Source organism: Limnohabitans sp. 2KL-3, from assembly GCF_001269405.1.
Lineage (GTDB): Bacteria > Pseudomonadota > Gammaproteobacteria > Burkholderiales > Burkholderiaceae_C > Limnohabitans_A.
This window is the reverse complement of sequence record NZ_CXON01000041.1, coordinates 1-10,213: the sequence shown is the minus strand read 5'-3', so window position 1 is coordinate 10,213 and position 10,213 is coordinate 1. Positions and strand designations below refer to the sequence as shown.

Sequence of the window (10,213 nt, the reverse complement as noted above, 5' to 3'; positions counted from 1 at the left end):
GTGGCGACGCCCAAGCTGTAGCTGCCAGCGGCAGCGACGGTGGTGGTGAAGGTTTTGTCGTTGACAAAGGAGGTGACGACATCACCTGCGCTGAACGCGCCAATCACTTTGCCGCTGAGCGTGGTGGTGGCGGTACTGCCTTCGGCCAGGGTGATGACGTTGTCACCGGTGACGGGCTCCAAGGTGATGGCCACGTTGCCTGCGGGCGGTGCCACGTTGCTGTTGTAGTCGTTGACGCCTGATGCCGTGCCGGGGTTGCCCGAGCCGTCCGTGAGGGCCACAGTGACTTCGTACTTCGTGTCCGGGTCGGCAATGAGCTCGGCCGTGGGCACGTTGACGCTGAAGGTGCCGTCGGGGTTGACGGTGCCGCTGTAGGGGTTGCCGTTCACGGTGACCGTGACTTTGTCGCCCGGCTTGAAGTCGCCCGTGACTTTGCCGGTGACGGGCAAGGTGGCCTGGCCCGCTTCTTGAGCGTCGATCAGGTTGTCAGGTGTGAGCGGGTTGAGCGTGACCGTGCCTGTGGGCGGCGTGGTGTCCACGGCGTAGTTTTGCTGAGCACTGTAGTTGGCCCCCGAGACGCTCACGCTGGCCTCGACTTGGGTGTCTTTGTCCGCCAGCAGGTCCAGGGTTTTGACGGGGATGCTGTAGTTGCCAGAGGCGTCCACAGTGCCCGAGAACTTCTGGTCGTTGACGATGAGGGTGACCACGTCGCCTGCGCTGAACTTGCCTGTCACGCGGCCAGTGACGGGGATGCTGACCGCACCCGACTCGGCGAGGTTAACGATGTTGTCAGCCGTGACCGGGTCGATGAACAGGGCCGTGCCCGTGCCGGTGGTGGGCTCCACCGTGTAGTTTTGGTTGTTGCTGGCGTTGCTGATCTGGCCAGAAACAGGGTCTTTGGCTGCAACCGACACTTCGACTTGGGTGTCCGAGTCGGCTTTGAGGGCAGCCATGGTGACCACTTGGCTGTAGTTGCCGCTGGCGTCCACCGTGGTGGTGAGCACTTGGTCGTGCACACGGATCGTGACCACGTCGCCTGCGCTGAACGCGCCCGTGACTTTGCCAGTCAGGGTGACGTTGGTGAGCGTGCTGCCTTCGGTGGCGCTGATCAGGTTGTCGCCGGTGATGGGGGCCAGCGTGATGGCGGCTTTGCCTGCGCCAGTGGTGATGGTCACGCTGTCGCTGTTGTCCGCTTCTGTGCCGTCTTGGTTGAAGTTGCCTGCGGCGTCGCTGAACTTGTTGCTGTCGACTTTGACAGTGCCTGCGGTGGCACCGCTGGCAGGTGTGAAGGTGGCGGTGTAGACCAGCGGGTTGGTGCTGCTTTGGACCAGCGGGCTCAGGGTGCCGCCGGTGACGGCGATGTCGCCATTGACAAAGTCCGTGCTGGATTCACTCAGGGTGAAGGTGACGGTGCTCGTTTCGTCGGTGTTGAGGGTGGTTTTGTCGATGTCCACCTTGATGGTGGGCGGTGTGGTGTCGATCTTGAATGCGAACGGCTCGCTGGTGCCGCCGGACGGGGTGCTGGCGGTGTAGCTGTGCGGGCCTGCGGCTTGCTCGGGCGCGGTGAAGCTCCAAGAGCCGTCGGGGTTGACGGTGGTGCTGCCCACCACCTTGTCGCCGTCTTTGATGGTGACGACTTCGCCGGGCGTGCCTGTGCCTTTGAAGGTGGGCGTGGTGTCGTTGGTGTCGCCGCCGTTGGTCAAGGGCTCAGTGCCATTGTTCGGGTTGCCCACGTTGTCGGTGACTTCGGTGATGGCGGGCTTGACCGGGTTGGGGCCTGCGCCCTCACCCAGGGCGTAGTTTTGCACCGCGCTGGCCGTGCCTGCGCTGGTGGTGACTGAGCCCTCAATTTGTGTGTCGCGGTCGGCGACCAGGTCGGCCGTGGGCACGGCGATGCTGAAGCTGCCGTCGGCCAGCACGTTGACTTTGAACGGCTTGTCGTTGAGGGTGAGCGTGACTTCGTCGCCTGCAGCGAACTTGCCTGTCACTTTGCCGGTGACGGGGGTGTTGGCGGATGTGGCTTCGGTGGCGTTGATCAGGTTGTCAGCCGTGACCGGGTCGATGAACAAGGCCACCGTTTTGCCCACTGTGTCTGGCTTGCCACCGGTGCCATCGGTCTCCACGGTGTAGTCCTGGTAGGTGCCCACGGTGTTGACTTTGCCCGAGACGGGGTCTTTGGCCGCGACACTCACTTCGGCCTTCGTGTCGATGTCGGCCTTGATGGCGGCCATGCTGACCACTTGGCTGTAGTTGCCCGCCGCGTCCACCGTGGTGGAGAGAATCTGGTCAAACACACGGATGGTGACCACGTCACCTGCCGTGAACGCGCCCGAGACTTTGCCCGAGAGCGTGACGCTGTCGGCTTGGCTTTCTGCCACGGTGACGATGTTGTCGCCCGTGACCGGGTTCAAGCTGATGGCCACGTTGTTGGCGGGCGGAGCGACGTTGCTGTTGTAGTCGTTGGCACCCGAGGCGGTGCCGGTGTTGCCTGCGCCGTCGGTCAAAGCGACGGTGACTTCGTATTTGGTGTCCGTGTCGGCAATCAGGGCCGCTGTGGGCACGGGGATGCTGAAGTTGCCCTGGGCGTCCACTGTGCCGCTGTAGGGCTTGCCGTCCACGGTGACGGTGACTTTGTCGCCCACTTTGAAGTCGCCGGTGACTTTGCCGGTGACAGGCAGTGTGGCTTGACCCGCTTCTTGGGCGTCGATCAGGTTGTCGGGCGTGAGCGGGTTGAGCGTGACTGTGCCTGTGGGCGGTGTGGTGTCCACGGCGTAGTTTTGCTGAGCACTGTAGTTGGCCCCCGAGACGCTCACGCTGGCCTCGATTTGGGTGTCTTTGTCCGCCAGCAGGTCCAGGGTCTTGACGGGGATGCTGTAGGCACCGTTGGCGTCCACAGTGCCCGAGAACTTCTGGTCGTTGACGATGAGGGTGACCACGTCGCCTGCACTGAACTTGCCTGTCACTTTGCCAGTGACGGGGATGCTGACCGCACCCGACTCGGCCAGGTTGACGATGTTGTCAGAGGTGACCGGGTCGATGAACAGGGCTGTGCCTGTGCCGCTGGTGGGCTCAACGGTGTAGTTTTGGTTGTTGGTGGCGGTGCTGGTTTGGCCTGTAGACGGATCTTTGGCTGCGACCGACACTTCGACTTGGGTGTCGCTGTCGGCTTTGAGCGCGGCCATGGTGACCACTTGGCTGTAGTTGCCTGCGGCGTCCACGGTGGTGGTGAGCACTTGGTCGTGCACGCGAATGGTGACCACGTCGCCTGCTGTGAACGCGCCCGTGACTTTGCCAGTCAGCGTGACGTTGGTGAGCGTGCTGCCTTCGGTGGCGCTGATCAGGTTGTCGCCGGTGATGGGGGCCAGCGTGATGGCGGCTTTGCCGTTGGTGGTGTCGGTTTCGTTGACGCCGTTGACGGTGACCACGATCTCTTGGCTGGCGGTGCCGTCTTTGCTGCTGACAGTGAGTTTGTCTTGCACTTGCTGGCCACTGATGAGCGCTTGGGTGGCCGCTTTGCTGTTGTCCAGGGCGTAGACCCAGGTGCCGGTAGATGTGTTGAGCGTGAAGTTGCCGTAAGTGCCGCCCAAGGTGGCGCTGTTGGGCGTGGCCAACAGGGCTTCGCCGGTGTCCACATCGCTGACTGTCAGGGCGCCAGAGGCGGTGGTGACCAGTTGGTCTTCGGTGACCGAGCCGGTTTTGGTGCCGGTGATGGCAGCTGTGTCGTTGACACCGGTGACGGTGACGATGATTTCCTTGATGGCCGAGGCGTCTTTGCTGGTGACGGTGAGTTTGTCTGTGACTTGCTGGCCTTGTGTCAGCGCTTGTGTGGCCGCTTTGCTGTTGTCCAGCGTGTAGGTCCAAGCGCCGGTAGTGGTGTTGAGCGTGAAGTTGCCGTATTGGCCAGCCAGGCTGGCAGGCGCTTGCAGCGCGTTGTCGGCGCTGTTGGCAGAACCCGTGACGCTGAGCGCGCCCGAGGCTTGGGCGGTGGTGTCTTCGATGGCGGTGCCGGTGCTGGTGCCGCTGATGACGGTGGTGCTGGCATCGGCTGCACCGGTGACGGTGACCACGATGTCTTGTGTGGCGCTGCCGTCTTTGCTGGTCACGCGCAAGGTGTCGGTGACTTGCTGGCCTGCAGCCAGGGCTTGTGTGGCCGCTTTGCTGTTGTCCAGGGTGTAGAGCCAAACGCCGGTGGCGGTGTTGAGCGTGAAGTTGCCGTACTGGCCAGCCAAGCTGGCGGTGGTGGGCGTTTGCAGCGCGGCTTCGCCGGTGTCCACGTCGGCCACGGTGAGCGTGCCGGTGGCGGTGTTTTGTGCAGCGTCTTCGGTGACGCTGCCGGTTTTGCTGCCGGTGATGGCGGCGGTGTCATTGGTGCCGGTGATGGCGATGGTGATGTCTTTGCTGACCAGGCCGTCTTTGCTGCTGACGGTGAGTTTGTCGCTCACTTGCTGGCCTTGTGTCAGGGCCTGGGTGGCCGCTTTGCTGTTGTCCAGCGTGTAGCTCCAGGCACCTGTGGTGGGGTTGAGCGTGAAGTTGCCGTAAGTGCCTGCCAAGCTGGAGGGCGCTTGCAGCACGTTGTCGGCGCTGTTGGCCGCGCCCGTGACGCTGAGGCTGCCCGAGGCTTGGGTTGTGCTGTCTTCGATGGCCGCGCCGCTGCTGGCGCCGCCAATGGCGGTGTTGGCGCCGTTGGTGTTGCTGTCGCTCAGGGCGTAGTTTTGCACCGCGTTGGCCGTGCCTGCGCTGGTGGTGATGCGGCCTTCGATTTGGGTGTCGTAGTCGGCCAGCAGTTCGGCCGTGGGCACGTTGATGCTGAAGGCACCTTGGGCGTTGACAGCGCCGCTGTAGGGCTTGCCGTTGACGCTGAGGATGACTTGGTCGCCTGGCGTGAACACGCCTGTGACGCGGCCAGTGATGGCGGTGTCGGTGGCCTTGGCTTCGCTGGCGTTGATCACGTTGTCAGAGGTGACCGGGTCGATGAACAGGGCGACGGTTTTGCCGGCCGTGTCTGGCTTGCCACCACTGCCATCGGTCTCCACCGTGTAGTCCTGGCTGGTCGCCACGGTGTTGATCTTGTTAGTGGCCGGGTCTTTGGCGGCCACACTGACTTCTGCCTTGGTGTCCGGGTCGGCCTTGAGGGCGGCCATGCTGACGATTTGGCTGTAGTTGCCCACAGCGTCCACGGTGGTAGAAAGAATCTGGTCGTGCACGCGGAGGGTGACCACGTCCCCTGCGGTAAACGCGCCCGAGACTTTGCCAAAGAGCGTGATGCTGTCGGCTTGGCCCTCGGCCACGGTGATGATGTTGTCGCCCGTGACCGGGTTCAAGCTGATGGCCACGTTGTTGGCGGGCGGTGCCACGTTGCTGTTGTAGTCGTTGGCACCTGATGCCGTGCCGGTGTTGCCTGCGCCGTCCGTGAGGGCCACAGTGACTTCGTACTTCGTGTCCGGGTCGGCAATCAGGGCCGCTGTGGGCACGGGGATGCTGAAGTTGCCTTGGGCGTCCACGGTGCCGCTGTAGGGCTTGCCGTCGACGGTGACGGTGACTTTGTCGCCCACTTTGAAGTCGCCGGTGACTTTGCCGGTGACGGGCAAGGTGGTTTGACCCGCTTCTTGAGCGTCGATCAGGTTGTCGGGCGTGAGGGGGTTGAGCGTGACCGTGCCTGCAGGCGGCGTGGTGTCGACGGCGTAGTTTTGTTGGGCGCTGTAGATCGCGCCGCCGTTGACGCTGACAATGCCGTCGATTTGGGTGTCTTTGTCGGCCAGCAGGTCCAGGGTCTTGACGGGGATGCTGAAGCTGCCATCGGCGTTGACGTTGGCGCTGTAGGGGTTGCCGTTGACGGTGAGGGTGACTTTGTCGCCCGCAGCGAACACGCCCGTGACTTTGCCCGTGATGGTGGTGTCGGTGGCTTTGGACTCGGCCAGGTTGACAATGTTGTCGGCCGTGACGGGGTCGATGAACAAGGCGGTGCCGCTGTTGGGGTTGGTCTCGACCGTGTAGTTTTGCTTGTTGCTGGCGGTGCTGGTTTGGCCAGAGGATGGGTCTTTGGCTGCAACAGACACTTCGACTTGGGTGTCCGCGTCGGCTTTGAGGGCGGCCATGCTGACGACTTGGCTGTAGTTGCCTGCGGCGTCCACGGTGGTGGTGAGCACTTGGTCGTGCACGCGCAGGGTGACCACGTCGCCTGCTGTGAACGCGCCAGTCACTTTGCCAGTGAGGGTGACGTTGACCAGGGTGCTGCCTTCGGTGGCGGTGATGAGGTTGTCACCGGTGATGGGGGCCAGCGTGATGGCCGCGTTGCCCGGCGAGGCGGTGATGTTCAGGCCCACGGCGTTGTTGGTGTCGGCGCCGTCTTGGTTGAAGTTGCCTGCGGCGTCGCTGAATGTGTTGCTGTCAACCCGCACGGTGCCCGCCGCTGCGCTGCCGTCGGGGGTGAAGACGGCGGTGTAGACCAGCGGGTTGGTGCTGCTTTGGACCAAGGTGCCCAGTTTGCCGCCGGTGACCGTGATGTCGCTGTTGCTGAAGTCGCTGCTGGCTTCACTCAAGGTGAAGGTGAGCTGGGCCATCTCGTCGCTGCCGATGCTGGTTTTGTCGATGGCGACCGCGATGGTGGGCGGCGCGGTGTCCACGGTCACGGTGAACGGTGCGGTGGTGCCGCCCGACGGGGTGCTGGCGGTGTAGCTGTGCGGGCCGGTGGCTTGCTCAGGCGCGGTGAAGTTCCAAGTGCCGTCGGGGTTGACGGTGGTGGAGCCGATGATTTTGTCGCCGTCTTTGAGGGTGACGACTTCGCCGGGCGTGCCGGTGCCTTTGAAGCTGGGGGTGGTGTCGTTGGTGCTGGCACCATTGGGCACCACAGCTGTGGCCCCGCCGGGGTTGCCTGCGTTGTCGGTGACTTCGCTGATGGCGGTGGGCTTGCCCGCGACCACGGTGATGCTGACGCTGTTGTTGGCGTCTGTTCCGTCTGCGTTGGCGTTGCCTGCGGCGTCGGTGAATTTGTTGCTGTCGACTTTGACGGTGCCACTGGAGCCTGCGGCGGCGCCTGGGGTGGGCGTGAAGGTGGCGGTGTAGACCAGCGGGTTGGTGGCGCTTTGGACCAGTGGCCCCAAGCTGCCGCCGGTGACGGTGATGTCGTCTTTGATGAAGTCGGTGCTGGCCTCAGACAGGGTGAAGGTGACGCTGGCCGTGTCGGCGCTGCCGATGTTGGCTTTGTCCACGCTGACCACGATGGTGGGCGGCGCGGTGTCCACGGTCACGGTGAACGGCGCGGTGGTGCCGCCCGATGGGGTGCTGGCGGTGTAGCTGTGCGGGCCGGTGGCTTGCTCAGGCGCGGTGAAGCTCCAAGTGCCGTCGGGGTTGACGGTGGTGGAGCCGATGATTTTGTCGCCGTCTTTGAGGGTGACGACTTCGCCGGGCGTGCCTGTGCCTTTGAAGGTGGGGGTGGTGTCGTTGGTGCTGGCACCATTGGGCACGCTTTGTGTGGCCCCGCCGGGGTTGCCTGCGTTGTCGGTGACTTCGCTGATGGTGGTGGGTTTGGCCACGGTTTCGTTGACGCCGTTGACGGTGACCACAATGTCTTGTGTGGCGCTGCCGTCTTGGCTGGTCACGCGCAAGGTGTCGGTGACTTGTTGGCCTTGGGCCAGGGCTTGCGTGGCCGGTTTGCTGTTGTCCAGCGTGTAGGTCCAGGTGCCGGTGGCGGTGTTGAGCGTGAAGTTGCCATACGTGCCGGCCAAACTGGCGGTGGTGGGCGTGCTCAAGAAGGCTTGGCCGGTGTCCACATCCGTCACGGCGAGGGTGCCGCTGGCGGTGGTTTGTGCGGCCGAGTCTTCGGTCACGCTGCCCGTGGCTTGGCCGCTGATGACGGCCGCATCGTTGACGCCGCTGACGGTGACCAAGATTTCTTTGATGGCGTTGCCGTCTTTGCTGGTGACGGTGAGCTTGTCGGTGACTTGCTGGCCTTGTGTCAAGCCTTGCGTGGCCGCTTTGCTGTTGTCCAGCGTGTAGGTCCAAGCGCCCGTGGTGGGGTTGAGTGTGAAGTTGCCGTACTGGCCCGCCAAACTGGTGGGCGCTTGCAGCACGTTGTCGGCGCTGTTGGCAGCGCCTGTGACGCTGAGCGTGCCCGAGGCTTGGGCGGTGCTGTCTTCGATGGCGGTGCCGGTGTTGGTGCCGGTGATGGCGGTGGCGTTGGCATCGGCTGCGCCGGTGACGGTGACGGTGATCAGCTGCGAGGCCGTGCCGTCTTTGCTGCTCACGGTGAGTTGGTCGCTGACTTGCTGGCCTGCAGCCAGGGCTTGGGTGGTCGGCTTGCTGTTGTCCAGGGTGTAGAGCCAAGTGCCGGTGGCGGTGTTGAGCGTGAAGCTGCCGTAGGTGCCAGCCAGGCTGGCGGTGGTGGCGGTTTGCAGCAGGGCTTCGCCGGTGTCCACATCGGCCACGGTGAGGGTGCCGGTGGCGGTGTTTTGTGTGGCCGAGTCTTCGGTGACGCTGCCGGTGCTCTGGCCGGTGATGAGGGCTTTGTCGTTGACGCCGGTGATGGCGATGACGATGTCTTTGGATGCGCTGCCGTCTTTGCTGGTGACGGTGAGTTTGTCACTGACTTGCTGGCCAGCCGCCAGCGCTTGCGTGGCCGCTTTGCTGTTGTCCAGCGTGTAGGTCCAGGCGCCGGTGACGCTGTTGAGCGTGAAGTTGCCGTACGTGCCAGTCAGGCTGGTGGGTGTTTGCAGGGCGTTGTCGGCGCTGTTGGCAGCGCCTGTGACGCTGAGCGTGCCAGCAGCTTGGGCGGTGCTGTCTTCGATGGCGGTGCCGGTGCTGGTGCCGCCGATGGACGCGGCGCTGCCGCTGTCGGTGTTGCCGTTGACGGTGACGGTGATGGTTTGGGAGGCCGTGCCGTCTTGGCTGGTCACGCGCAAGGTGTCGGTGACTTGCTGGCCAGTGCTCAGGGCTTGCGTGGCGGGTTTGCTGTTGTCCAGGGTGTAGAGCCAGGTGCCGGTGGTGGTGTTGAGCGTGAAGTTGCCATAGGTACCGGCCAGGCTGGCGGTGGTGGGCGTGCTCAAGAAGGCTTGGCCGGTGTCCACATCGCTCACGGTGAGGGTGCCGCTGGCGGTGTTGGCAGGAGCGTCTTCGGTGACGGTGCCGGTGCTGGTGCCCGCAATGGCCGCGCCGTCGTTGGTGCCGGTGACGGTGACCAAGAGGTCTTTGGCCACGCTGCCATCTTTGCTGGCCACGGTGAGTTTGTCGGTGACTTGCTGGCCTTGCGCCAGGGCCTGTGTGGCCGCTTTGCTGTTGTCCAGGGTGTAGCTCCAAGCGCCTGTGGTGGCGTTGAGCGTGAAGGTGCCGTAAGTGCCGGCCAAGCTGGTAGGCGTTTGCAGCACGTTGTCGGCGCTGTTGGCAGCGCCGGTGACCACCAAGACGCCTGCGACCTGCGAGGTGCTGTCTTCGATCACGGCGCCCGTGTTGGTGCCACCAATGACGGTGCCACTGACAGCGCCCTCGGCCGCGCCCGTGACGGTGACCACAATGTCTTGTGTGGCGCTGCCGTCTTGGCTGGTGACGGTGAGTTTGTCGGTGACTTGTTGGCCTTGGGTCAGGGCCTGCGTGGCCGCTTTGCTGTTGTCCAGCGTGTAGACCCAAGCGCCGGTGGCGGTGTTGAGCGTGAAGTTGCCATAAGTGCCGGCCAGGCTGGCTGGCGTTTGCAAGGCGGCTTGGCCGGTGTCCACATCGCTCACGGTGAGGGTGCCGCTGGTGGTGGTGGCAGGGGCGTCTTCGCTCACGCCGCCCGTGGTCTGGCCGGTGATGAGGGCTTTGTCGTTGACGCCGGTGATGGCGATGACGATGTCTTTGACAGCGCTGCCATCTTGGCTGGTGACGCTGAGTTTGTCGCTCACTTGCTGGCCAGCGGTGAGCGCTTGCGTGGCCGCTTTGCCGTTGTCCAGCGTGTAGGTCCAAGCGCCGGTGGTGGTGTCCAGGGTGAAGTTGCCATACTGGCCGGCCAAGCTGGTGGGGGCCTTGAGCACGTTGTTGGCGCTGTTGGCCGCACCGGTGACGGTGAGCGTGCCCGCCGCTTGGGCGCTGCTGTCTTCGATGGCGGTGCCGGTGMYRTCGAGTGGAAAGAGACCAAGCGCGGGCGCTCGGTCTACAGCCTTCAGTTCACGTTCAAGTTCGTGAAGAAGGAAAAGGCGGTGCAGGGCGAGCTGGAGCTTTGATCAGAAGTTAAATTTTCTGATGA

At 63.8% G+C, this 10,213-nt stretch carries 1 protein-coding gene; it reads right to left on the bottom strand.

Going from position 1 to position 10,213, the window contains the following annotated elements:
- On the bottom strand, nucleotides 1-10,001 hold a 10,001-nt coding region (locus tag AMM41_RS21305), incomplete at its 3' end, for a VCBS domain-containing protein (RefSeq protein ID WP_089963934.1).
- Nucleotides 10,002-10,213: the final 212 nt, after the last annotated feature.